The following is a 25,051-nucleotide window of genomic DNA, read 5'->3' on the forward strand; positions in this document are numbered from 1 at the left end:
GAGGACTTTTCTCTGATTTCCTAGTTTTTAAACACAAAGCAGAAAGGAGTTCCTATGGCAAGTCATTTTCGGACAGATCGAGTAGGGATGGAAATCAAGCGTGAAGTCAATGAGATTTTACAAAAGAAAGTCCGTGACCCGCGTGTTCAAGGCGTTACTATTACGGATGTTCAAATGCTAGGTGATTTGTCTATGGCCAAAGTGTATTATTCAATTATGAGTGATTTGGCTTCAGACAATCAAAAGGCTCAGACAGGCCTTGAAAAAGCAACAGGAACCATCAAGCGTGAATTAGGTCGGAATTTGAAACTGTACAAGATTCCGGATCTTACTTTTGTCAAAGACGAGTCTATCGAATACGGTAACAAGATCGATGAGATGTTACGCAATTTGAACAAAGACTAGAGAGGTTGGAAATTTTCCACGCCCAGATTGAAAGACAAAGTCTTCTTAGAAACTTTCCTTAGGTGAGTACGGACGTCAGCGAACTTCTTCGAAGTTCCATGACTAATTATTGAGCCTAAGGTCTCAATAATTCCGAGTACCTGAAACTATTAAGTTTCAGGTACTTTTCTCACGACGAAAAGTTTCAGTAGATGATTGAATCACTCTAACGAGTAACATTTCTTTTTATAGAATTTATTAGATTTATAAAAAAGAATAGTTTGTCTACAGTCTCGGGTTGGAAATTTTCCACCCTCTTTTTTTGGCTCTTAAAACGAGGAAAATAAAACAGAAGGAAAAAACGGTTTCAAAAAATAATAGAAATTTACAGAAATCTCTTGTGTGATTGGAAATTATCCTTTACAATAGGAGAGGAGTTTTATTTCTGATCTCAAATTTGGAGGAATGAACATGTCGATTAACTGGCAGGAAATTGTATTTAACTTTTTGGGAGGCCTGGGGCTCTTTCTCTATAGTATTAAAACCATGGGAGAAGGCTTGCAACAGGCTGCAGGAGATCGACTTCGCTACTATATTGATAAATATACGAGTAATCCCTTTCTAGGGGTTCTAGTAGGGATTGGGATGACTGCCTTGATTCAGTCGAGTTCAGGGGTTACAGTGATTACGGTCGGTCTGGTGAGTGCAGGACTTCTAACCCTCCGTCAAGCTATTGGTATTGTTATGGGGGCCAATATTGGAACGACTATTACCTCCTTTATCATTGGTTTTAAATTAGGAGACTACGCTCTTCCCATGCTCTTTATCGGAGCGGTTTGTCTCTTCTTTACCAAAAATCGTTTGGTTAATAATGTTGGACGAATCGTTTTTGGTGTCGGTGGTATCTTCTTTGCCCTCAACTTGATGAGTGGGGCTATGGAACCTCTTAAAGATTTGCAAGTCTTTCGTGACTATATGGTGCAGTTAAGTAAAAGTCCTATCTTGGGTGTCTTTGTTGGATCAGGCTTAACACTTTTGATTCAGGCCTCTTCTGCAACCATTGGTATCTTGCAAAATCTCTATGCTAGTCATTTGATTGACCTGAAAGGAGCCCTCCCAGTTCTCTTTGGTGATAATATCGGAACGACCATTACAGCTATCATTGCTTCCTTGGGAGCTAATATTGCGGCCAAACGTGTGGCAGGTGCCCATGTAGCCTTTAATGTTATCGGAACCATTATCTGTCTTGTCTTCCTTGTTCCGTTTACCTCTTTGATTCAATGGTTTGAAACGACTCTTCATTTATCCCCAGAAATGACCATAGCCTTTGCTCACGGAACCTTTAATATAACCAATACCATCATTCAATTCCCATTCATTGGAGCTTTGGCATACTTTGTAACCAAACTGATTCCTGGTGAGGATGAGGTTGTCAAATATGAGCCACTCTACTTGGATGAAAACTTGATCACTCAAGCGCCTTCGATTGCTCTAGGAAATGCAAAAAAAGAGTTGCTTCATTTAGGTGGATATGCAGACAAAGCTTTTAATCTCTCTTATGATTATATTGTTCATCAAAATGAAAAAACAGCTGAAAAGGGACATAAGACAGAAGAAGCCATTAATACCATTGATGATGATTTGACTCGCTACTTGATTCGTTTGTCGAGTGAAGCCTTGAGTCCGAGAGAAAGTGAAGTTCTCACCAATATCTTAGATTCCTCACGGGATTTGGAGCGGATTGGAGATCACGCGGAAGCCTTGATCAATCTGACCGATTATTTAATTCGTAAGAAAGTCGTCTTTTCAGAAGCAGCCTTGGCTGAATTGGAAGATATTTACAACCAAACCCATCAATTTGTAGAGGATGCTTTGAAAGCCGTTGAGAACAATGATGTGAATCTTGCAAACCAATTGGTAGCACGTCACGAGGCAATTGAAAATTTGGAGAAAAAACTTCGGAAAACCCATATTCGTCGTTTGAACCACGGTGAATGTACACCTCAAGCCGGAGTGAACTTTATTGATATCATTTCTCACTATACACGTGTTGCAGACCATGCCATGAATCTCGCTGAAAAAGTACAAATCGAGCAAATTTAATGAACGTTAAACAGAGTAAGTAGGAAGCTTACTCTGTTTTTTGTTGGATTCTATTCAAAAATAGGTCTAGACCATTTACAAATAGAAGTGAAAGCGTTATAATATGTATGAATATAAATGGAACACAGTTCCTACAATGGAAAGGACGATTTTATGTCTACATATATTAAAGCAAATCAATTTTATTACCCACATGGGGTTCGTCGCGGAGGCTATTTGGAACTCGTTGATGGCAAGTTTGGAAAACATGTGGAAAGCTTACCAGAAGGTGCGGATGTGCTGGATTATTCTGGTTACAGTATTGCGCCTGGCCTCGTAGATACCCATATTCACGGATTTGGTGGGGTAGATGTGATGGATAACAATATCGAAGGCACTCTCCATACCATGAGTGAAGGTCTCTTGAGTACAGGGGTTACGAGTTTTTTGCCTACGACCTTGACTTCCTCTTACGAACAGCTTTTGGCAGTAACGGAAAATATCGGTGCACGATACAAAGAAGCAACAGGAGCCAAGATTCGCGGGATTTATTTTGAAGGCCCTTATTTCACAGAAAAATACAAGGGAGCTCAAAACCCATCTTATATGAAGGATCCAAGTATGGAAGAATTCCGGGCTTGGCAAAAAGCTGCCAATGGTCTGTTGAATAAGATTGCCCTTGCTCCTGAGCGTGAAGGGGTAGAAGACTTTGTTCGGACCATTACAGGAGAAGGGGTGACTGTCGCTTTGGGACACTCCAATGCTACTTTTGAAGAAGCTAAAAAAGCGGTTGATGCAGGTGCGAGTGTCTGGGTGCATGCCTACAATGGTATGCGTGGTTTGACGCACCGTGAACTCGGTATGGTTGGTGCCATGTATGAGTTGCCTCATACTACAGCAGAGTTGATCTGTGATGGCCATCACGTTGATCCGCTAGCTTGTGATATCCTGATGAAACAAAAAGGAAAAGAAAATGTTGCCTTGATTACGGACTGTATGACAGCTGGGGGCTTAGAAGACGGGGACTACATGCTTGGGGAATTCCCGGTTGTGGTCGCTGAAGGAACTGCTCGCTTGAAATCAACTGGTAATCTAGCTGGCTCAATCTTGAAATTGAAAGATGGATTAAAAAATGTTGTAGAGTGGGGAATTGCTAACCCTCACGAAGCAGTGATGATGGCCAGCCTCAATCCTGCAAAATCAGTCCATATTGATGATGTTTGTGGTCAAATTCGCGAAGGGTATGATGCTGACTTCATCGTGCTTGATCAAAATTTGGATCTGGTTGCGACCTATCTCGATGGGGTCAAACGTTACCAGGCTACGAACTAGATTCAAGAATCGAAGATAGAATACTTCCTCTCTAGGTCATACCTAGAGAGGTTTTTGTGAGGTATTCATGGGGCTAAACAGTCTGTAGGGGCTTTTTGTTTACCAATGGTAGTGCAATTTTGTGAATGCTGTCTTTTCATGCTATAATGGGAATTGAAATGTGAGGTAGCTTATGAAGGCAATTGATATACGTTTTTTATTGATGGGAATTTTTTTCTTGCTCTATGGGATTGTAAGAAAAAATATCTTTATTGTGATTGTTGGTGGGGCATTTTTACTCTATAGTTTTTATAGCAAGAAGATGGAGCCAACTAAGAAGAATATTTTTAAGCCAGAGATCAAGCTTCGAGGGCCTAAGAAACCGAAATCGAAGAAAGGAAAGAAAAAATGAATCATTATCGTTTAAATAATGGGGTGGAGATTCCTGTATTGGGATTTGGGACATGGAAAGCAGCGAATGGAGAAGAAGCCTATCAAGCTGTCTTAGCTGCTTTAAAAGCAGGTTATCGCCATATCGATACAGCTGCGATTTATCAGAATGAAGAGAGTGTGGGTCGGGCCATTAAAGACAGTGGTCTTGCGCGCGAAGACCTGTTTATTACCACCAAACTTTGGAATACTCATCACACCTATGAAGACGCTCAAGCTGCTTTGGAAGAGTCTCTTGAGAAACTAGGCTTGGACTATGTAGATCTTTATTTGATTCATTGGCCAAATCCAAAACCTCTTCGAGAAAATGATGCTTGGAAACAACGAAATGCTGAGGTTTGGCGGGCAATGGAAGATATGCTAGCTGCTGGCAAGGTTCGAGCTATTGGTATTAGCAATTTTCTGCCTCATCATTTGGAAGCCCTCCTTGAAACAGCTCGGGTCATTCCGTCTGTGAACCAAATTCGTCTAGCACCTGGGGTTTACCAAAGCGAAGCCATTGCAGCGAGTCGTAAGCATGGCATTTTACTAGAGGCTTGGGGACCTTTTGGCCAAGGAGAATTGTTCCAAAATGAACAAGTAAAAGAAATGGCTACTAAATATGGAAAGACGGTCGCTCAACTAGCCTTGGCTTGGAGTTTGCAAGAAGGTTTCCTTCCACTGCCAAAATCGGTTACACCTGAGCGGATTGCGAGTAATTTAAATTGCTTTGATTTTGAATTGACGGCAGATGATATGGAACTCCTTCGCCATCTTCCGGTTGAAGCAGGTGCACCAGATCCAGACACCAAAGATTTTTAAGAAAGAATATCTATTCATTAATGAAAACCGAGGACAGTTTCGTTCTCGGTTTTTAAAATCCTTTCAATGATTAAATAATTTTAAAACTCCAACAAAAACAGATGTTCTATAATACTTTCCCATTCTAATTTACAATTTTCCGAACGAAAATAAATTAATAGTTAGTAACATTCGTGAATGTTACATTTGTGTTACAATTTGTTTTTTGAATGAATTTTCAGATAATTTTGCGTTATAATAGTTACTATTAAAATAAAAGGGGAGTTTCTATGAATAGACAAGAACGTTTTTCATTAAGAAAATACAAATTTGGTGTAGCCTCAGTTTTATTAGGGGCTGTTTTGGTATTTGGATCTGCACAAGCGAGTGCTGAAGAACAAGCGGCCAGCCAAACGAGTGCTGGAACACAGCTTGTAGCCACTACTCAACAGGCACCTGCTGAAGAAGAGCATTCACAAGCAACAGAAGCAAGTACAGCAGTTGCTAGTGAGAAAGTAGAAGTTGCAAAAGAAGCAACAGTTGCTGCAAAGACAACGAATGCAACAGAAGCAGCTCTTGTTGAAAAAACAGAAGCTCCTAAAGAGGCAGCTACTGTTCCAGAAACAAAACCGGAAGTAGCGGAAAAACCTGTAGAAAAAGCAACAGCAGTGGCTACTGCGACAAGTTCAGAAACAACGAATCGCCATGAGGCAGCTGAAAAACCTCAAAGCATCGAAAGTGACGAAATTATTACTGTTCCCCAAACCTGGAAGCAAGGTTATAAAGGGGAAGGGATGGTTGTCGCCGTCATCGACTCTGGTTTGGATGTGAACCACGAGGTTCTTCGGATTACCGATCCTTCAAAAGCTAAGTTTAAAAACCAAGGAGAAATAGAAGCTGCTAAGAAAGCAGCAGGAATTGATTATGGTAAATGGTACAACGACAAGGTTGTCTATGCCTATGACTACTTTGATGGTACCGACAATATCAAAGAGGCCGAAAGAGATTCTCATGGGATGCACGTTACAGGGATTGCAACAGGGAATCCTGATAAAGCAGCAGGAAACGGAGAAAAGATCTATGGTGTAGCACCAGAAGCGCAAGTTATGTTTATGCGTGTCTTCTCAGATCGCCAAAAAACAACGGGATCTGCTCTTTATGTAAAAGCAATTGATGATGCTGTAGCTCTTGGTGCAGATACTATCAACATGAGTCTTGGTTCTACGACTGGTTCTACGGTCAATGCGGATTCAGATATTGTGGATGCCATTAAACGGGCGCGCGCTAAAGGCGTATCTGTCTTAATTTCTGCAGGAAATAGCAATAGCTTTGGAAATGGTTACTCAAGACCTTCTGCTGAAAATCCAGATTATGGTTTGGTCGGAAATCCTTCAACAGTAGAGGACTCCATCTCTGTTGCTTCTATCAATAATAATGTTATTACGACAGAAGTGTTTGAAGTCAAAGGCCTTGAAGGCAATGCGGAAGCGGATAACGGTAAGTTTGATTACAGTAAATCTGCTGCAGACGCTGATTTTGAAAAAGGCAAAGAGTACGAATATGTGTCAGTTGGTCTTGGAAAAGAAGATGATTTCAAAGATCTGGATCTTACCGGTAAATTAGCCTTAATCCAACGCGGGGAAATTCCATTCTCAGAAAAGATTGCGAATGCCTTCCATCATGGTGCAGCAGGAGCTTTGGTCTACAATAATGTGGAAGGATCGAACCTTGGAATGGCAATTGAAGGAGATGCGAAAAAGATCCCATCTGTCTTTATTTCAAAACGTTATGGGGAAGCTCTTAAGGCAGGTTCCTACAAAATTGTCTTTAACAATACTATGGCCAACCGTCCATCTCCAGAAGCAGACCAATTGTCTGATTTCTCAAGCTGGGGAGTGACAACCGATGGTCAGTTGAAACCAGATGTCACAGCACCTGGTGGGAATATCTTCTCTTCTTTAAATGACAATACCTACGGGGATATGAGTGGTACTAGTATGGCTTCACCTCACGTGGCAGGTGTCGCCGCCTTGGTCAAAGAATACCTTGTGAAGCATCACCCAGAATTAACTCCAGAACAAGTTTCTGAAACAGTGAAAGCCTTGATTATGTCTACGGCTAAACCACATGTTAACAAAGAAACCGGTGTCTATACGTCTCCACGCCAACAAGGAGCAGGGGTTGTCGACACAGCCGCAGCCGTTTCAACAGACTTGTATGTGACTGGTGAAAACAACTATCCAAGCGTCACTCTTGGAAATGTTGGAGATAGCTTTACCTTTGATGTCACAGTCCACAATATTTCAGATACCGATCGTACCTTGAAAATGTTGGTGAATACTGACACAGATGAAGTGAAGGATGGTAAATTTACCCTTCGTCCACGTAAATTAACAGAAACTGCTTGGCCTGAAGTAACCGTGAAAGCACATAGTTCTGAAACAGTTACAGTGAAAGTCGACACAAGCAAATTCACAGAAGAATTAAGCAAAGAAATGCCAAATGGTTATTTCCTTGAAGGATTTGTTCGTTTTGTCGATCCAGCAGATGATGGAGATGTAGTTAGCTTACCATTTATGGGATTCAAGGGAGAATTCCAAAACCTTCCAGCTGTTGAAAAACCAATCTATGATTTGGTTCGTGAAGGAAAAGATGGCTTCTACTATCATGTTCCAAAAAATTTGAATATCTCATCTAGTGCTAATGTTTCTGCGCTCGTCACCCTTCAAAATGACCTTCTCCTTACACAAGGGAAACGTGATGGTCGTCGGATTACAGTTCTTGGTATTGAAGAAAATGCAGAAGGAACTCACTCTCTTCAACTAGATGAGAATGGAAATGTTCGCATTGCCATTTCACCAAATGAAGATGGGAATAAAGACCTTGTTGAATACAAGACAGTCGCTCTTCGAAACATTGAAAACCTACATGCAACTGTCTATGCAGCAAGTGATACGGAACATAAAAATCCACTGTGGGAAGGAACTCCATCTGATCATCGTAAGAACTTCTTTGATGGCAATGAAAAGAACCCACGCAGCTACACACTAGATAACACTGCTTGGAATGGTACCGATGCAAATGGGAAAGCAGTAGCAGATGGTGTATATGATTATGTCATTCGTTACACCCCAATGGTTCCTGGAGCTGAGGAGCAATCAACAACCTTCAAGGTTCAAGTCGATACTCAAAAACCAGTGATCACATCAGGATATATCCGTTTCAAAGATGGGGCTCAACAGTTTGTAGCACGTAAAGCCAAAGATGTTGGCGATGGCGGTATCTTAACTGAAAAACTCGTCTATGTGACTCCATTTGATGATCAGGGGACAATGGTCCAAACCAGTGAAGATAAGAATGGTACACGTGCGCTTGAAAATTATCATGTGATCAAGGCCAATGCAGATGGTAGCTTCGATCTTCCTGAAAACATCGATAAGAAGAATATCTACTACTATGTAGAAGACTTTGCGGGGAACGTAGACTATGTTTCACTAGCTGATTTAGTTCGGGATCAAAATAGTGGTCGTATTCAAATTGCAGTGCGTGATGCTAAGACAAACAAAGATATAGATACCATGTATGTGTATCGTATCAAGGACAGCAATGGTCAATATGTAACGGTTGATAAAACAAAAGATATTAACTTCTTGAACTTTGGTCATTATACTGCAGAAATCTTTACGTATGATCGTACAGAAGTGAAATTTGTCAGCAGCTTGACCCAAGAATTTGATTTGACAGAGGATAATAGTTTCCAAACGATTGCTTTTCTTGCCAATACTTTAGAATATGCACCAGTTAGCATCAGCTTTGATCAACCGGTTTCAAAAGCAGCTACGATCGTATTAAAAGGGGCAGATGGTGAAAACTTTGTCTTGCCTGCTGAAAAATATGGTAAAAATGGCTTTGGTAAATCTGTAGCAACTGGTCAATATACCTTGGTTGCAACTCTTCCTACAGGCTATGAACTAGCTGAGGAAGCACCAGTGATCTCAGTTGTCGCAGGGCGCAACAACAATTATCGTATTGGAGTGATCTCAAAAGTGGATCTCTTAGCTGCTTTGAACAACCAAGCAGATGTTACAAAGACAGCGCAATATTTCAATGCCAGTGCGGATAAGAAGGAAGCCTATGATCAAGCCTTGCAAGCTGCCCAAGCAGCCTTGACCAACAAGGTTAGTCAAGAGCAAGTCAACCAAGCTCTAGCTAGTCTTGAAGCTGCCAGCCAAGCTTTGGATGGGAAAGATTCAAACGTTGCGGCCTTGAAAGAAGCAATGCAGGCTTACGATGCTACGACTAAAACTGGTCGTTATGCCAATGCCAAAGAAAAAGTACGTCGCGACTACGATCGTGCTTTCCAAACAGTTGCCTTGCTTGCAGTTGATCCAACTGTGAAACAAGAACAAATCAATCAAGCACTTGCTGAGCTTAGCCGTGCGGAAGGAAAATTAAACGGGAAAGCAACTGATTTTTCAAGCCTTGAAAAATACATCAAGGAAGAATTGAAGTTCCAAGAAAAGAATGCTAAATTCATCTATGCTGGAAATGAAGAAAAAGAAGCTTACCTAACAGCCTTCAAGGATGCGCAAACTATCCTTTCAAATCCAGGAGCAAGCCAACAAGATGTGAAAGATGCTTTGACAGCCTTGAAGAATGCCAAGAAAAAACTTCATGGTAAAAAACCAAAAGCTGCAAGACGTCCATAAGAAAAACAATATTGTTTGTTAGCCTAAAATCCGTATGAAACGATTGTTTCATGCGGATTTTAATTTACAAGTTACTAAAAATCTGCTATAATACTAGTCAAGAAAGAAGGGCTTACGGCGTTTTTCTAGCGAGCTTGGGATAGTGAGAGCCAAGTAGAGCAAAGTAAGCAAGTGGCGCTTTCTCTCAGTAAAAGCTGAGTAAAGTAAAATAAAATGAAGTAATAAATTAGGGTGGAACCGCGTTTCTGACGCCCCTAGGTCAAAGGACTTAGGAGCGAAGACACGGTTCTTTTTGCATCCTGAGTCACAAGAAACTTTATGAATAAAGAGTAAAACATGTCTAAAAAATTGACTTTCCACTGCGTTAGTGGCAGAGACCTCCTTACAGTCGGACTGCCCCACGCTCAGCACTAGGGTGCCTGAGCTAGACGCAGTACTAACTCGTCTTGCTTCGTAAAATCGACGAGGCAGACTCATGTCGCAAGAAATTATAGAATAAGGAGTAAAACATGTCTAAAAAATTGACTTTCCAGGAAATCATCCTTACTTTGCAACAATACTGGAATGACCAGGGTTGTATGCTCATGCAGGCTTATGATAATGAAAAAGGTGCGGGAACCATGAGTCCTTACACTTTCCTTCGTGCCATTGGTCCTGAGCCATGGAATGCGGCTTATGTAGAGCCATCACGTCGTCCAGCTGATGGACGTTACGGAGAAAACCCAAACCGTCTTTACCAACACCACCAATTCCAAGTGGTGATGAAACCATCACCATCAAACATCCAAGAACTCTACCTTGAGTCATTGGAAAAATTGGGGATCAATCCTTTGGAACACGATATTCGTTTCGTTGAAGATAACTGGGAAAACCCATCAACTGGTTCAGCTGGTCTTGGTTGGGAAGTTTGGTTGGACGGTATGGAAATCACTCAGTTCACCTACTTCCAACAAGTTGGTGGTTTGGCAACTGGGCCAGTAACTTCTGAGGTTACTTACGGATTGGAACGTTTGGCTTCTTACATCCAAGAAGTCGATTCTGTTTACGATATTGAGTGGGCTCCAGGCGTTAAATACGGAGAAATCTTCCTTCAACCAGAATATGAACACTCAAAATACAGCTTTGAAGTTTCTGACCAAGATATGCTTCTTGAAAATTTCGAAAAATTTGAAAAAGAAGCAGGACGTGCTTTGGAATTGGGCCTTGTTCACCCAGCCTATGACTACGTTTTGAAATGTTCACATACCTTCAATTTGCTTGATGCTCGTGGAGCAGTATCCGTTACAGAACGTGCCGGCTATATTGCCCGCATCCGTAACTTGGCCCGTGTCGTAGCCAAAACCTTCGTCGCAGAACGTAAAAAACTTGGTTACCCACTTCTCGACGAAGCCACACGCGCCAAACTCCTAGCAGAAGAGGAAGAATAAAGAGAGTTACAAGAATGGAAAATGGGCAAACAAAGTGAGCCCATATGGAACCCAGAGGCAAGTCGGAGACTTGCTAAAGGGATAGGCACCGCCGTACTGCTTGATGGGGATTTTTGAAACGTTAGGTTCAAAAATCAGTTGGCTAAATCCACTTTGATGAGACTGTTGGAAATCGATGTCAAGGAGACAGAAGATTTCCCTACAGCCTCACAAAGTTAGTTAGCGACGTCCCCGGTACCTAAGGTGCCTATCAAAAAGAAGAATTTTGTAAAGGAAAAAACATGACAAAAAACTTATTAGTAGAACTTGGACTTGAAGAGTTGCCAGCCTACGTTGTCACACCAAGTGAAAAACAACTCGGTGAGAAAATGGCAGCCTTCTTGGATGACAACCGCCTTTCATACGAAAGCATTCAAACCTTCTCAACACCACGCCGTTTGGCTGTCCGTGTGATTGGTTTAGCAGATCAACAATCCGATTTGACTGAAGATTTTAAAGGACCTTCTAAGAAAATCGCCTTGGATGCAGATGGAAACTTCTCAAAAGCGGCTCAAGGATTCGTCCGTGGAAAAGGCTTGACGGTTGATGATATCGAATTCCGTGAAGTCAAAGGTGAAGAGTACGTTTATGTTACGAAGCACGAAGCTGGAAAACCAGCTAAAGAAGTTTTGGCTGGCGTTCCAGAAGTGCTTGCTTCATTGACCTTCCCTGTCAGCATGCACTGGGCTAACAATACATTTGAATACATTCGCCCAGTTCACACCTTGACAGTTCTTTTGGGCGACGAAGCGCTCGATCTTGATTTCTTGGATATCCAATCAGGTCGTGTGAGTCGCGGACACCGTTTCCTTGGACATGAAGTGGAAATTACCAATGCGGATTCGTACGAAGAAGACCTTCGTACCGTTTACGTCATTGCCGACAGCAAAGAGCGTGAAAACATGATTCGTGAGCAAATCAAGGCCATCGAAGCAGAACAAGGTGTTCAAGTTCAAATCGAAGAAGGACTTTTGAACGAAGTCTTGAACTTGGTCGAATACCCAACTGCCTTTATGGGAAGTTTTGACACCAAATATTTGGACGTTCCAGAAGAAGTCTTGGTGACCTCAATGGAAACGCACCAACGTTACTTTGTTGTACGTGACCTTGATGGTCAGCTCAAACCAAACTTCATCTCCGTCCGTAATGGGAACGCTGAGCACTTGGAAAATGTTATCCGAGGAAATGAAAAAGTCTTGGTGGCACGTCTTGAAGATGGTGAATTCTTCTGGCGTGAAGACCAAAAACTCAAGATTGAAGACCTCGTTACTAAATTGGCACACGTGACTTTCCATGAAAAAATCGGTTCTCTCTCAGAACACATGGCGCGTGCTGGTGTTATTGCAGCATCACTAGCTGAACAAGCTGGTTTGACTGCTGAAGAAAGGGCAGCCGTAACTCGTGCAGCTGAAATCTACAAATTTGACCTCTTGACTGGTATGGTCGGAGAGTTCGATGAATTGCAAGGAATCATGGGTGAAAAATACGCTCTCCTTGCTGGTGAGGATCCTGCAGTAGCGACAGCTATCCGTGAGCACTACCTTCCTGATGCAGCAGATGGAGCCCTTCCAGAGACTAAGGTTGGTGCTATCCTTGCGCTTGCAGATAAATTAGATACTCTACTTTCCTTCTTCTCTGTTGGCTTGATTCCATCAGGTTCAAATGACCCTTATGCGCTTCGCCGTGCAACGCAAGGGATTGTTCGGATCTTAGATGCCTTTGGTTGGTACATCCCGATGGATGAGTTAATCGACAGCCTTTACGGACTTTCATTTGATAGCCTTTCTTATGACAATCAAGCAGAAGTGCTCAACTTCATCAAGGCGCGTGTGGACAAGATGATGGGACGTACACCAAAAGATATCAAAGAAGCTGTTCTTGCTGGTTCAAACTTTGTCGTAGCAGATATGCTGGAAGCAGCTGAAGCTCTTTCAGAAGCTGCTAAGACGGATGGTTACAAGGCAGCTGTTGAGTCACTCTCACGTGCCTTCAACTTGGCAGAAAAAGCAGATGCTTCAGTAGCAGTCGATGCTAGTCTCTTTGAAAATGATCAAGAAAAGGCACTTGCTAAGGCGATTGAAGAATTAGAATTGACTGGTTCAGCTAGTGATAAATTGGCACAGCTCTTTGCTCTTAGTCCAGTCATCGATGCCTTCTTTGACAATACCATGGTGATGGCTGAAGATGAGGCTGTTAAGAATAACCGTTTGGCCCTGCTTGCAGGTCTTGTGTCTAAAGCTAATGCTGTTGCAGCCTTTAATCAATTGAATACAAAATAAGTACCTGATGGCAGGTAGAAAGTAGGTCTGATGATGACACCTGAAAAAATTGCTCGGATCAATGAGCTTGCTAAAAAGAAAAAAACAGAAGGTTTGACGCCAGAAGAAGCAGTGGAACAAGCAAAACTTCGTGAAGAATACATTGAGGGTTATCGTCGTTCCGTTCGTCACCACATCGAAGGAATCAAAATTGTGGATGAAGAAGGAAATGATGTGACACCTGAGAAACTACGCCAAGTGCAACGGGAAAAAGGTTTGCATGGCCGTAGTCTTGATGACCCCAATTCATAATCAAAAGAGTGCTGGAAGAAACTCCAGCACTCTTTTGTACCTTCAAAATTCAGAACATTCTGGACTAGATTGACCAATTTTTTAAAACGTGGTATAGTAGATTGAGTGAAAATTGAAAGTATACTTTTCTGAAAATGTACAGAAAAAGAATTGGAGTAATCATATGTCAAAAAAACATCATCCTGGTGAAGAAACCGAAAATGGGATGGTTCGTGGTCTGCAAAATCGGCATGTCCAGCTGATCGCTATTGCAGGAACCATCGGGACAGGACTCTTTCTTGGAGCCGGTCGTTCCCTTTCGTTGACAGGTCCGTCTATTATTTTAGTCTATATGCTGACTGGAGCTTTCATGTACTTCATGATGAGGGCGATTGGCGAGATGCTGTATATGGATCCAGATCAACACACCTTTATCAACTTTATTACCAAGTACTTAGGAAAGGGTTGGGGCTATTTTTCAGGATGGTCCTATTGGGTTTCCTTGGTATTTCTTGGGATGGCAGAAATTACAGCCGTTTCCAACTATGTCCAACTTTGGTTTCCAAATTGGCCAGCCTGGCAGATTCAAATCATCTTTTTAGCGCTTTTAAGTTGTGTAAACTTGATCGCTGTGAAAGTTTTTGGAGAGGTTGAATTCTGGTTTGGAATGATCAAGATTGTCACGATTTTAGCCCTGATCGCTACAGGGATCTTTATGGTGACGACGAATTTTGAAACACCAGCTGGACATGCTAGCTTAACCAATATTACCAATGGTTTTCAAATGTTTCCGAATGGTTGGGTCAAGTTTGTGATGGCCTTTCAAATGGTCTTCTTTGCTTATCAAGCGATTGAGTTTGTTGGAATTACCACATCAGAGACAGCCAATCCCCGTCAGGTCTTACCGAAAGCCATTAAAGAAATTCCAATCCGAATTGTAATCTTTTATGTAGGGGCTTTGTTGGCGATTATGGCTATTTTCCCTTGGCAACAGCTTCCCGTCAATAAATCACCATTTGTAACGGTCTTTCAGATGGTTGGAATCAAGTGGGCAGCAGGATTGATTAATTTTGTTGTACTGACAGCTGCTGCATCTTCCTTGAATTCCACCCTCTATTCAACAGGGCGTCACTTGTACCAGATTGCAAAAGAAACACCAAACAGCAAAGTGATGAATCGTTTGAAACTGAATAGCTTATCTCGTATGGGGATTCCAAGTCGCGCGATTATTTTTTCTGCGATTGTGGTTGCTGTTTCTGCCTTTATCAATGTCTTGCCAGGTGTCTCAGATGCCTTTGCCTTGATTACGGCCTCTTCTTCTGGTGTCTACATTGCTATTTACATTTTGACCATGCTTGCCCATCTTAAGTACCGTAAATCGAAAGAATTTATGCCAGATGGTTTTGTCATGCCAGCCTATAAAGTGTTGAATCCATTGACCATTGTTTTCTTCCTCTTTGTATTCGTTTGTCTCTTCTTGCAAGAATCAACATACATTGGAGCGATTGGAGCAACCATCTGGATCATTCTTTTTGGGATTTACAGCAATTGGAAACATAATCAATAAACCGCAAGAGAGTGGGACAGAAATCGGTAATTCGTTAGAACTCGATTTCGTCGTCCCACCTCCGCACAGTTGAGTAGGGCTGTAAAAGCTGATGAAATCAGCGTAGTAGAGCCCACTCAACCACTGCGTCTTGCTCGACAATCCAAAAATAATTGAGAGGCTAGGACTTTTGTCCCAGCCTCTTTATTATTTCAGAGCTAGTTTGCTTTCTTTTAAGGAATTACTTGGAGGGAATAAAAGAAAAACAGAGGTGGAAGAAATTATTTTTCTTCCATCTCTGTTTTTTGTCCTTGAATGGCTTTTTTGAGCCACCAAAGTGAGCCGACTAGGATCAGGGCAGCAAGCCAAAAAATCCAAGCCTCAATAGTGGTTAGAAAAAAGTAGAGAGCGATAGCATCGACCAATAAAAGTGGGATGAGAATCTGTTTTCTTATTTTCATAAGAGTATTGTATCATAAATCCTAGAGGAAACAAATAAAATCAAGCCTTTCTAGGTATTTTGTAGGATCTGAAAAGGTCCGATAGGGTTAGTTAGTGAATTTTCTTTTAGGAGTGCATCTTGGTCCCATTTGTGGTAAAATAGTAAAGATATGAGTAAAGAATTTCATCATGTAACGGTTTTGCTTCATGAAACGATCGATATGCTGGATGTTAAGCCAGATGGGATCTATGTAGACGCCACATTGGGTGGGGCAGGCCACAGCGAATATTTGTTAACAAAATTAAATGAATCGGGCCATCTTTATGCCTTTGACCAAGATCAGCATGCAATTGAGAATGCTAAGATTCGTTTGGCACCTTTCATTGAGAAAGGCATGGTGACCTTCATTAAGGATAACTTTCGTCATTTGAAGGAACGTCTAAACGAATTGGGTGTGACTGAAATTGATGGAATCTGTTATGACCTAGGTGTGTCTAGTCCTCAGTTAGATGAACGGGAACGTGGATTTTCTTACAAGAAAGATGCGCCACTGGACATGCGGATGAATCAAGAAGCTTCCTTGACAGCCTATGAGGTCGTAAATAGCTACGATTACCATGATCTAGTCCGTATTTTTTTCAAATATGGAGAGGACAAATTTTCCAAGCAAATTGCGCGGAAAATTGAGCAAGCACGAGCAATTAAACCGATTGAAACGACGACTGAATTAGCAGAGATTATTAAATCTGCTAAACCAGCTAAGGAGCTCAAGAAAAAGGGCCATCCTGCTAAACAGATTTTCCAAGCCATTCGTATCGAAGTCAATGATGAACTGGGAGCTGCAGATGAATCGATTCAGCAAGCCATGGATTTGTTGGCCCTCGATGGTCGTATTTCTGTGATTACCTTTCATTCGTTAGAGGATCGATTGACCAAACAATTGTTTAAAGAAGCTTCGACGGTTGAGGTTCCAAAGGGACTTCCCTTTATTCCAGATGATTTGAAACCAAAGATGGAGTTGGTCAACCGGAAACCTATTTTGCCAAGTGATGAAGAGCTTGAGGATAATAATCGATCCCATTCAGCAAAACTACGGGTTGCTCGAAAAATACACAAGTAAGAGGAATTGATATGGCAGCAAGAGATGATAGAACAAGAACACAGGTACTGCAAGATCGCTTTCGCCGTTTCTCTAGAGTAGAAAAGGCTTTTTATGGGTCGATTGTCCTAACAGCTGTGATTTTAGCCATTAGTATTGTCTTTATGCAGACACGGATTTTACAAGTTCAAAGTGAGTTGACTGATTTGAATACGGAACTAGAAGCCAAAAAGACGGAATTGGCAGATGTTCGTCAAGAGGTTAATGAATTAACACGTTATGACCGCTTATCACAGTTGGCTAGCTCCCAAGGAATGAAGCTGCAAAAAGAAAATCGAAAAACAGTGAGTGCAAGTAGTGATGAATAAATTCAAAAAATTTTTGATCGGGTATTCGATAAAGAAACGTCGCTTGCCGGATCAGAATCGAAAACAAGTTGGGAAAAATCTCAGTGTACTGGCGATTTTCCTCTTTTTTCTCTTTCTGATTAATTTTGCAATGATCATTGGGACTGACAAAAAATTTGGTGTGACCTTATCGGATCAAGCCAAAAAAGTCCATGAGCAGACGGTCATTGTTCCTGCAAAACGTGGAACGATCTACGACCGAAATGGAGCAGTAATTGCTGAAGATGCGACGACCTATAACGTTTATGCTATTATTGATAAAAAGTACAAATCAGCAACTGGGAAAATCCTCTATGTAGAAGAGAGCCAATTTAAAAAAGTAGCAGAAATCTTTAAGCAGTACTTAGGGATGGATGAGGATTACGTCATTCAACAGTTGTCGCAAAAGAAATTGAAACAGGTTTCTTTTGGCTCGAACGGAAACGGCATAACTTATAGTAATATGACAGCCATCCGTGAGGCCATGGAAGCGGCGAAGATTGAAGGGGTTGCCTTTACAACCAGTCCAAATCGAAGCTATAAAAATGGAGTTTTTGCTTCTCAATTTATAGGTCAGGCCTCTCTTCAAGAAGATAAAGAGGGGAATAAAACTCTGAAGGGGCAATCAGGGATGGAGAAATCCCTCGATCGTATTCTCGCTGGTCAAAATGGGGTTATCACCTATGACAAAGACCGAAACGGCAATATCGTTCCTGGTTCAGATAAGGTTTCTGTCAAAACAGAAGATGGAAAAGATGTCTATACGACCATTTCAGCAGAATTACAAACCTACCTTGAGACGCGAATGGATGTTTTCCAAGAAAAAGTAAAAGGAAAGTATGTTAGTGCGACTCTTGTGAGTGCAAAAACTGGAGAAATCCTGGCTACAACGCAACGTCCATCCTATAATGCGGATACCAAACAAGGGTTGGATCTGAAAAACTTGAAAACCTGGAATACCATCCTTTATCAAGATCAATATGAACCGGGTTCAACGATGAAGGTCATGTTATTAGCTTCGGCGATTGATCATGGAACTTTCCCAGCCTATAATGAAGTATACTACAGTAACGAACTACAAGTAAAAGATGCGACGATCCGTGACTGGGATGTCAATATGGGGCTGGCTGAAGGTCGCTATATGAATATCGCACAGGGCTTTGCTTACTCAAGTAACGTGGGGATGACTCGCTTAGAGCAAAAGATGGGAAATGCTGTCTGGATGGACTACCTAACCCGCTTTAAATTCGGTCTTCCGACCCGTTTTGGAATGGGAAATGAAGCTTACGGGAGTCTTCCAGGTGATTATGTCAGTCAAGCCATGTCTTCCTTCGGTCAAGGGATTTCCGTCAGTCAAACCCAAATGTTACGGGCCTTTAGTGCCATCGCTAATGATGGGCAAATGTTAGAGCCGAAGTTTATTAGTGCCATTTACGATAAAAAATCAGACACAGCCCGCAAATCAAAAAAAGAAGTTGTTGGAAAACCAGTTTCAGGATCAGCTGCCCAACAGACACGGAACTATATGATCACCGTCGGAACAGATCCAGAGTATGGAACCTTGTACAGCGATGGACCCATCATTCAGGTGCCAGGTCAAAACGTTGCGGTGAAATCAGGGACTGCCCAAATGGCGACAGATCAAGGATACTTGCAAGGAGAAAATGATTATATCAACTCGGTTGTAGCTATGACACCTGCAGAGGATCCTGAATTCATTATGTATGTGACGGTCCAACAACCAGAAGTAAAATTCTCTCCAAATAATTGGGAAGAATTGGTCAATCCCATTTTAGAAGATGCTGTTGCTTTGAAAGACGAATTGCATTTGACATCAGAGGCACCAACTTTGGATAATGTGACCAAAGAAACGACCTACAAAATCCCTTCAGTAGAAACTCTCTCTAAGGAGTTGAATCTGAAACAAAATCTGAGCCCAGGTGCTTATTCAGAGGAATTGCGTCGCAATTTGGTGCAACCAATTGTCCTAGGAACCGGGAAAAATATCCGCAAGATGTCTGTGGATGTAGGCTCTAAAGTCAAAGCCAATCAACAAGTATTGTTATTGACAGAAGACTTTGATGCGGTTCCAGATATGTATGGTTGGACTAAGAAAAATGCAGACATCTTTGGAGAATGGACTGGAATTGAGATTACCTATAAAGGTAGTGGAAAGAAAGTAACCAAACAAAGTGTCAAAATGAACACCTCACTCAATAAAACTAAAAAGATTACGTTAACATTAGGAGACTAAGATGTATATTGCTACGATCCTTGTATCGTTTCTATTAACAGTGGCTGCTATTCCAGCCTTTATTCGATTTTACCATCGTGCTCATATTTCTGGGCAACAAATGCATGAAGATGTGAAACAACACAAAGCGAAAGCTGGCACTCCGACAATGGGTGGAGTGGTGTTTCTCATTACAGCAGTTCTAGTCAGTTTTGTCGTTACCGTATTGACTGGAAATTTCACGCGCCCTGTTCAACTGATTCTATTTATCTTGATTCTATATGGAATTGTTGGATTTTTGGATGACTTTTTAAAAGTTTTTCGTAAGATTAATGAAGGGCTCAATCCAAAGCAAAAATTAGCTCTTCAACTCGTTGGTGGAATCATCTTCTATATTTTTTCTGAACGCCACGGTGCAGGAAGCCTTTTGAATGTCTTTGGTTACGATCTTTACTTGGGCCATTTCTACATTCTCTTTGCTTTATTTTGGTTGGTTGGTTTTTCAAACGCGGTCAATTTGACAGATGGGATTGATGGATTAGCCAGCATCTCCGTTGCTATTAGCCTGAGTGCTTATTCCTTTATTGCCTATATGCAAGGAAAATGGGATATTCTCTTTGTGACTTTGAGTATGATTGGGGCCTTGCTTGGATTTTTTGTCTTCAACCACAAGCCAGCTAAAATCTTTATGGGAGATGTCGGTAGTCTAGCTCTTGGAGGGATGCTTGCAGCCTTGTCAATGGCTCTGCATGTCGAGTGGACGCTGCTCCTGATTGGTCTGGTCTATGTCATTGAAACAGGTTCTGTGATGCTACAAGTGACCTATTTCAAATGGACCAAGAAACGGTACGGGGAAGGACGTCGGATTTTCCGAATGACTCCTTTCCACCATCATTTAGAACTGGGTGGCCTTTCTGGCAATGGTCAAAACTGGTCAGAATGGAAAGTGGATGCCTTTATGTGGAGCATTGCCTTGGTGACAAGTGTCGTGACTCTAGTCCTTCTCTACCTATAAAACGACGGTGGGCTTGCCCATCGTTTTTTTGCTGACTCAGAGAGACTTCGCTGGTTAGGAAAAATGACCCATAAGAGAGGCAAGAAGACAGCTTTTCTGATATAATAATAGAGATCATGAAAGGAACTGAGAAAATGAAATTTACAGAGTTTAATTTTAAGCCCTATATTCAAGAGGCACTGAAAGAAATCAATTTTAGAGAAGCAACCGAAGTACAGGAAAAACTAATTCCGATTGTCCTAGCTGGAAATGATTTGGTAGGAGAGTCAAAGACAGGTTCTGGGAAAACCCATACTTTCCTCTTGCCGATTTTTCAAACCTTAAATGAAGACAGCCAACAAGTAGAAGCGGTCATCACGGCTCCTAGTCGGGAGTTGGCGACGCAAATTTACCAAGCTGCTCGTCAAATCGCTAGTCATTCTGAAAAAGAGATTCGGATTGTAAATTATGTTGGAGGAACGGATAAAAGCCGTCAGATTGAAAAACTGCAGGTCAAACAACCACATATCGTGATTGGAACTCCAGGCCGGATTTATGATCTGGTTGCATCGGGTGATCTGGCTATTCATAAGGCCCATACTTTTGTGGTGGATGAGGCAGATATGACACTGGACATGGGATTCTTGTCTACTGTGGATAAGATTGCTTCAAGTCTTCCGCAACAACTGCAATTTTTAGTTTTTTCAGCCACCATTCCGCAAAAATTGCAGCCTTTCTTGAAAAAATATCTCTCAAATCCAGTCATGGAGCAAATTAAGACCAAGACGGTGATTTCAGATACCATCGATAACTGGCTGGTTTCGACCAAGGGTCGAGATAAAAATGAGCAAATTTACCAATTGACCAAGACCTTGCAACCTTATTTGGCCATGATTTTCGTCAATACAAAAACGAGAGCAGATGATCTCCATGCCTATTTAGTGGCTCAGGGATTGAAAGTGGCGAAGATTCACGGAGATATCCCACCACGTGAACGGAAACGGATCATGAATCAGGTTAAAAATCTAGATTTTGAGTATATTGTGGCCACAGATTTAGCGGCTCGTGGAATTGATATCGAAGGGGTGAGTCATGTCATCAACGATGCTATTCCACAAGATCTTTCCTTCTTTGTTCACCGTGTTGGCCGGACAGGGCGCAATGGTCTACCAGGTGTCGCTATTACTCTTTATCAACCGAGTGATGATTCAGATATCCGTGAACTAGAAAAAATGGGAATTCGTTTCGTACCTAAAGTCTTGAAAAATGGGGTTATTGAAGATACTTATGATCGGGACAGACGGGCGAATCGTGAGAAAAAGCAAGAGAAACTCGACATCGAAATGATTGGTCTGGTGAAGAAGAAAAAGAAAAAAATCAAACCAGGCTACAAGAAAAAAATCAAATGGGCAGTTGATGAAAAGCGGAGAAAAGCTAAGCGAGCTGAAAACCGTGCGCGTGGTCGGGCCGAACGAAAGGCCAAACGTCAAACTTTCTAACCCCTTCTTTCAAATGTTCAGAAGAAAACATAGATTTTCTTTATGAACTCCATAAAGAAAAACTATTAGGAACTTGTCTAAAATTATGATAGACTAAATTTGAGTAGTCTATCATTTTTCTATTTCTGTAGCAATTTTTGGAATTCCGATAGTGAATGTGATAGAATGTTTATGTTCGAGAAAGGAAGTAACAAAAATGTTTACAACTAATCTTTTAACTGCCAACTGGTATGCTGACTTTTTAAAACACGTTCCAGATAGCAAGCTGTTTAGTTTGAGAGCCGTATTGGATGCATTTCCGGCTGTCATAGGGAAATTGCCTGTGACGATTTTATTAGCCCTAGGAGGCGCATTTTTTGGGATTATTTTTGCCATGATTTTTGCTCTGGTCAAAATTAATCGTGTACGAATTCTTTACCCGATTCAAGCTGTTTTTGTCAGTTTTTTACGGGGGACTCCTTTGTTGGTTCAGTTGATGTTGACCTATTATGGGATTCCTCTTATTTTAAAAGCGATCAATCAGTCTTATGGAACAGCTTTTAATATTAATGCCATTCCAGCTGAGTTATTTGCAATTGTAGCTCTTGCCTTTAATGAGGCAGCTTATGCGAGTGAGACCATCCGGGCAGCCATTTTATCGGTTGATCCTGGTGAAATTGAGGCAGCGCGTAGTCTTGGAATGACCAACCGTCAAGTTTATCGCCGGATTATTATTCCCAATGCAGCAGTCGTTGCAACTCCAACCTTAATCAATTCTCTCATTGGCTTGACCAAGGGGACCTCGCTAGCCTTTAGTGCCAGTGTAGTTGAAATTTTTGCTCAAGCACGGATTATTGGGGGGAGCGATTTGAAGTACTTTGAACGCTTTATCACGGTATCGATTGTTTACTGGATTGTGAATATTCTCATTGAAATACTAGGCCGTCACATTGAACGTCGACTGGATATTGAGACTCCCGTAGCAATTGATTTACCAGATCAGGAGGTCCGGATCTAATGATTTATATTTCAGAATTATCAAAGACATTTTCAGGTCAAAAGGTTTTAAATAATCTAAGTTTAGAAATTCAAAAAGGGGAAGTCGTGGCCCTAATCGGGTCTTCGGGAGCTGGTAAATCAACCTTCTTACGCAGTTTAAACTATTTGGAAGCACCAGATAGTGGTAGAATTAAGATTGATGATTTCGAAGTTGATTTTGAGCACATTACTCAAGATCAAATCTTAACCTTAAGAAGAAAATTGGCCATGGTGTTCCAACAGTTTAATTTGTTTGGTAGAAAAACAGCCCTTGAAAATGTGAAAGAAGGGCTCGTTGTTGTGAAGGGCTTATCCGATCAAGAAGCAACGAAAATTGCTCGAGAAGAACTGGCAAAAGTCGGTTTATCGGATCGTGAAAATCACTATCCTCGTCACCTCTCAGGTGGACAAAAACAACGGGTGGCTTTGGCCCGTGCCTTGGCTATGAAACCAGAAGTTCTTTTGTTGGATGAACCGACTTCAGCCTTGGATCCAGAATTGGTTGGAGAAGTTGAAAAATCCATTGCCAATGCAGCAAAATCAGGACAAACCATGGTACTGGTCAGTCATGATATGTCTTTTGTAGCGCAAGTAGCAGATAAGGTCTTATTTTTGGATAAAGGACGGATTATTGAATCTGGAACACCAGAGGAAATCATGCAACATCCAAAAGAAGAACGGACAAAAGAATTCTTTGCTAGTTACAAACGGACCTATGTTTGATATAATAGAGGAGAGGTAAGACTCAGCTGGCGATGCTAGCTGGGTTTGTTTTCTGAAAATGTAAAAATATTTGGAGTCGTGATGTTAAATAAATTATTGTCCTTATATTTACAAAGTTTAGTGACGACAACGATTTTAGTTGGGATCGCTTCTTGTATTTGGATTGGCTACCGTGCCCTTAAGAAGAAAGATAAAACAGCCAAGCAACGACAAGCCCATTTGTATGATATCCTTTTAATTGATATCATGACGATTCCTATTTTAACCTTTGCGGTCATAGGGATTTTGTTTATCTTTCAAGCACGATAATTGCAAAAAGACCGTGTTAGAATTATAATGATTACAACGAAACAGAAAGAGGTTGTGTATGTTTGATACAGTGATTATTGGGGCAGGTCCTGCAGGGATGACTGCTGCCCTTTATGCAGCACGAAGCAATTTAAAAGTCGCATTGATTGAGAGAGGAATTCCAGGCGGTCAAATGAACAATACGTCTGACATTGAAAACTATCCTGGCTATGCGAATATTAGTGGTCCAGACTTGGCTGAAAAAATGTTCGAGCCTTTAGAGAATCTTGGTGTAGAACATTTGTTTGGACAGGTAGAGCGCATCGAAGACCACGGAGCAACCAAAAAGATTGTCACAGATGACGGAGAATTTGAAGCTAAAACTATTGTGATTGCAACAGGTTCCAACCACCGTTTATTAAATGTCCCTGGTGAAGAGGAGCTGAATAGTAGAGGGGTTTCCTACTGTGCTGTTTGTGATGGAGCTTTCTTTAGAGACGAGGATCTCTTGGTCGTTGGTGGAGGCGATTCTGCGGTAGAAGAAGCTGTTTTTTTGACTCAGTTTGCAAAAACAGTGACCATTGCCCATCGTCGTGATCAATTGCGTGCTCAAAAAGTTCTTCAAGATCGTGCCTTTGCCAATGATAAAATTCACTTTGCTTGGAATACAGTTGTTGAAGAAATTAAGGGTGAACAAAAAGTAACGTCTGTCCTTTTAAAAGATGTGAAGACAGGAGAGGTTAGAGAGCAAGCCTTCGGTGGTGTCTTTATCTATGTCGGTTTAGATCCTGTCAGTGAATTTGCGACAGAACTTGGTATTTTAGATGAAAATGGCTGGGTGGTCACGGATGATCATATGAGAACCACAGTCCCAGGTATTTTTGCGGTTGGCGATGTTCGTCAAAAAGATTTGCGTCAAGTGACGACAGCCGTCGGAGACGGTGCGATTGCTGGCCAAGAAGTTTATAAATATATCACAGAAAACTTTTAATCCAAAAAATCTGAGCTTCCTGTCTCAGATTTTTTTCATGCTTTCCTTTCAGTATTCAATAGAGCTGAAATATGCTATAATGGTACTAATTTTATGGTAGGA

Annotated in this window: 20 protein-coding genes; 19 read left to right on the plus strand and 1 reads right to left on the minus strand. The window is 41.4% G+C overall.

What is annotated here, in order from left to right; genetic code table 11:
- Nucleotides 1–54: 54 nt before the first annotated feature.
- From rbfA to WKT08_RS08665, 10 genes are all read left to right on the plus strand, one after another.
- Nucleotides 55–405, plus strand: coding sequence for a 30S ribosome-binding factor RbfA (rbfA, locus tag WKT08_RS08620; RefSeq protein ID WP_003003976.1), 351 nt, complete (start codon nt 55–57; stop codon nt 403–405).
- Between the two features lie 450 nt (nt 406–855).
- Nucleotides 856–2,487, plus strand: coding sequence for a Na/Pi cotransporter family protein (locus tag WKT08_RS08625; RefSeq protein ID WP_340281420.1), 1,632 nt, complete (start codon nt 856–858; stop codon nt 2,485–2,487).
- 153 nt (nt 2,488–2,640) lie between these two features.
- Nucleotides 2,641–3,798, plus strand: a complete 1,158-nt coding sequence (gene nagA / locus WKT08_RS08630; protein WP_340281422.1) for an N-acetylglucosamine-6-phosphate deacetylase — start codon at nt 2,641–2,643, stop codon at nt 3,796–3,798.
- Nucleotides 3,799–3,970: 172 nt separating this feature from the next.
- A complete protein-coding gene (locus WKT08_RS08635; protein WP_195623611.1) occupies nt 3,971–4,189 on the plus strand; it encodes a hypothetical protein in 219 nt (72 codons plus the stop codon).
- Entirely contained in the window at nt 4,186–5,028 is an 843-nt protein-coding gene (locus WKT08_RS08640; protein ID WP_247923832.1) for an aldo/keto reductase, read from the plus strand. Before WKT08_RS08635 ends, WKT08_RS08640 begins: the two co-directional genes overlap by 4 nt.
- A 269-nt stretch (nt 5,029–5,297) precedes the next feature.
- Complete coding sequence (locus WKT08_RS08645) at nt 5,298–9,716, plus strand: S8 family serine peptidase (RefSeq protein ID WP_340281429.1); 4,419 nt, start codon at nt 5,298–5,300, stop codon at nt 9,714–9,716.
- A gap of 509 nt (nt 9,717–10,225) precedes the next feature.
- Nucleotides 10,226–11,143 (plus strand): glycine--tRNA ligase subunit alpha, encoded by a 918-nt coding sequence (glyQ, locus tag WKT08_RS08650; protein WP_002886077.1) that lies wholly within the window; start codon nt 10,226–10,228, stop codon nt 11,141–11,143.
- A gap of 281 nt (nt 11,144–11,424) precedes the next feature.
- On the plus strand, nt 11,425–13,461 hold the full coding sequence (glyS, locus tag WKT08_RS08655; RefSeq protein WP_340281432.1) for a glycine--tRNA ligase subunit beta: 2,037 nt from the start codon (nt 11,425–11,427) through the stop codon (nt 13,459–13,461).
- A gap of 33 nt (nt 13,462–13,494) precedes the next feature.
- Complete coding sequence (locus WKT08_RS08660) at nt 13,495–13,752, plus strand: DUF896 family protein (RefSeq protein WP_003012632.1); 258 nt, start codon at nt 13,495–13,497, stop codon at nt 13,750–13,752.
- Nucleotides 13,753–13,915: 163 nt separating this feature from the next.
- Nucleotides 13,916–15,298: an amino acid permease gene (locus tag WKT08_RS08665; protein ID WP_340281434.1), complete on the plus strand. Its 1,383-nt coding sequence runs from the start codon at nt 13,916–13,918 to the stop codon at nt 15,296–15,298.
- A 260-nt stretch (nt 15,299–15,558) separates the two neighbouring features.
- Here WKT08_RS08665 and WKT08_RS08670 read toward each other — a convergent pair whose 3' ends face one another.
- Entirely contained in the window at nt 15,559–15,738 is a 180-nt protein-coding gene (locus tag WKT08_RS08670; RefSeq protein ID WP_003014929.1) for a hypothetical protein, read from the minus strand.
- 150 nt (nt 15,739–15,888) lie between these two features.
- On the opposite strand from WKT08_RS08670, the gene rsmH reads away from it, so the two are divergent.
- The 9 genes from rsmH (at nt 15,889) to trxB (ending at nt 24,949) form a co-directional block, all read left to right on the plus strand.
- A complete protein-coding gene (gene rsmH, locus WKT08_RS08675) occupies nt 15,889–16,839 on the plus strand; it encodes a 16S rRNA (cytosine(1402)-N(4))-methyltransferase RsmH (protein WP_024054758.1) in 951 nt (316 codons plus the stop codon).
- An 11-nt stretch (nt 16,840–16,850) separates the two neighbouring features.
- The gene (gene ftsL, locus WKT08_RS08680; RefSeq protein ID WP_061591245.1) at nt 16,851–17,186 is read left to right on the plus strand and encodes a cell division protein FtsL; all 336 of its coding nucleotides are present in this window, start codon (nt 16,851–16,853) and stop codon (nt 17,184–17,186) included.
- Nucleotides 17,179–19,458, plus strand: a complete 2,280-nt coding sequence (pbp2x, locus tag WKT08_RS08685; protein ID WP_340281440.1) for a penicillin-binding protein PBP2X — start codon at nt 17,179–17,181, stop codon at nt 19,456–19,458. Before ftsL ends, pbp2x begins: the two co-directional genes overlap by 8 nt.
- A 1-nt stretch (nt 19,459) precedes the next feature.
- On the plus strand, nt 19,460–20,452 hold the full coding sequence (mraY, locus tag WKT08_RS08690; protein ID WP_003014926.1) for a phospho-N-acetylmuramoyl-pentapeptide-transferase: 993 nt from the start codon (nt 19,460–19,462) through the stop codon (nt 20,450–20,452).
- 134 nt (nt 20,453–20,586) lie between these two features.
- Nucleotides 20,587–21,930, plus strand: coding sequence for a DEAD/DEAH box helicase (locus WKT08_RS08695; protein WP_037608303.1), 1,344 nt, complete (start codon nt 20,587–20,589; stop codon nt 21,928–21,930).
- Nucleotides 21,931–22,126: 196 nt separating this feature from the next.
- The gene (locus WKT08_RS08700) at nt 22,127–22,927 is read left to right on the plus strand and encodes an amino acid ABC transporter permease (protein WP_049498839.1); all 801 of its coding nucleotides are present in this window, start codon (nt 22,127–22,129) and stop codon (nt 22,925–22,927) included.
- The gene (locus WKT08_RS08705) at nt 22,927–23,670 is read left to right on the plus strand and encodes an amino acid ABC transporter ATP-binding protein (RefSeq protein ID WP_070664876.1); all 744 of its coding nucleotides are present in this window, start codon (nt 22,927–22,929) and stop codon (nt 23,668–23,670) included. The genes WKT08_RS08700 and WKT08_RS08705 overlap by 1 nt, the downstream gene beginning before the upstream one ends.
- An 81-nt stretch (nt 23,671–23,751) precedes the next feature.
- Complete coding sequence (locus tag WKT08_RS08710) at nt 23,752–23,979, plus strand: DUF4059 family protein (protein ID WP_003003995.1); 228 nt, start codon at nt 23,752–23,754, stop codon at nt 23,977–23,979.
- A 58-nt stretch (nt 23,980–24,037) separates the two neighbouring features.
- Entirely contained in the window at nt 24,038–24,949 is a 912-nt protein-coding gene (gene trxB / locus WKT08_RS08715; protein WP_134974508.1) for a thioredoxin-disulfide reductase, read from the plus strand.
- Nucleotides 24,950–25,051: the final 102 nt, after the last annotated feature.

Origin of the sequence: Streptococcus sp. HCA-5024 (assembly GCF_037890265.1) — a bacterium.
Taxonomy (GTDB): domain Bacteria; phylum Bacillota; class Bacilli; order Lactobacillales; family Streptococcaceae; genus Streptococcus; species Streptococcus lingualis.